Origin of the sequence: Mesorhizobium sp. M7A.F.Ca.CA.004.06.1.1 (assembly GCF_003999135.1) — a bacterium.
GTDB lineage: Bacteria > Pseudomonadota > Alphaproteobacteria > Rhizobiales > Rhizobiaceae > Mesorhizobium.
Map to the genome: position 1 here is coordinate 1 of NZ_RZPQ01001247.1, position 952 is coordinate 952.

Sequence of the window (952 nt, forward strand, 5' to 3'; positions counted from 1 at the left end):
CGCAAATGCCGGCGATATCGCCAACCGCTTCGCGTGCCGCAAACAAGGCCTGGATCGGCCCGACGCTTTCGCGGCCCGCTTCATCGGGGCCGACAGTCAGCGGCAGCGCCAGCAGCACCAGCGAAAACCAGAAAGCCATTCTTATGAGGAAGACCATGCCCTTGCCCTCTCGTCGTGACCGGATCATGCATCCATATGGCATGACCTCTTTTGTAGGCAGGATCTTGGCACACAGGCGCAAAGGACGGCTTGCGGGCAAAGAGAGAATTTTCCTCAAATTTTAGGCAAATTCGAAACGAAGCGTTCTGCGATCCATTTGTCTCAATTGCCAGTGATTTTCCTTAACAACAAATAACCATACATCCCCATGATTTTCCTGTATTTTTCTTGGAATGTGGAAGTCCGGGTGCCGTGTGCGCCTGTCCGATAGGTGCCGTCGCCGGATAACTCTCCGTTTACTATGGCTGCATTTGCCCGTGCTTTCGGCGGCCGGCATCCCGATATTTGCCGCAGGCCAGGGCCTTGGTCGGCCCTGCCTTATCCATTCCTTAAACGCTGGATGCGAGTTTCAAAGCCAACCAGAACCATCTGCAAAGCAGAGCTGTCCACGACAAGTGCGAGTGCGTTGAGTTGAGTTCAATCAAGGCCAGATACGTTGAATTGCCTGGCGCGATTTCTGCCGGTTGCGAACGTATGGTCCATCCGTCCATCCTTGGGCGGAGCGACCGCGAGCGCCAGCGCCGTTTCATCGGCGTCATGCTCGCCGCTCCTTTCTTTGCCGCCGGCGCCGCGGTCACCCTGGTCACTTCAGGCATGGGCGTTGCCGTCACCATGGCCGCCATCTTCGCCGCCTTTGGCCTGTGCTGGTTCGTCGCCTTACTGGTGGCGGCGACCGGCAAGATGGCGGCCATGGTGACGGCAACGCCCATGCCTGAAGTGACCAGGGTGACCG

At 57.8% G+C, this 952-nt stretch carries 2 pseudogenes; one reads left to right on the forward strand and one right to left on the reverse strand.

Annotated features, from left to right (window positions below):
- Positions 1–157, reverse strand: a pseudogene (locus EN906_RS38865) (DUF5330 domain-containing protein); the annotation flags it as partial.
- 536 nt (positions 158–693) lie between these two features.
- Here EN906_RS38865 and EN906_RS35515 point away from each other — a divergent pair.
- Positions 694–952, forward strand: a pseudogene (locus EN906_RS35515) (hypothetical protein); the annotation flags it as partial.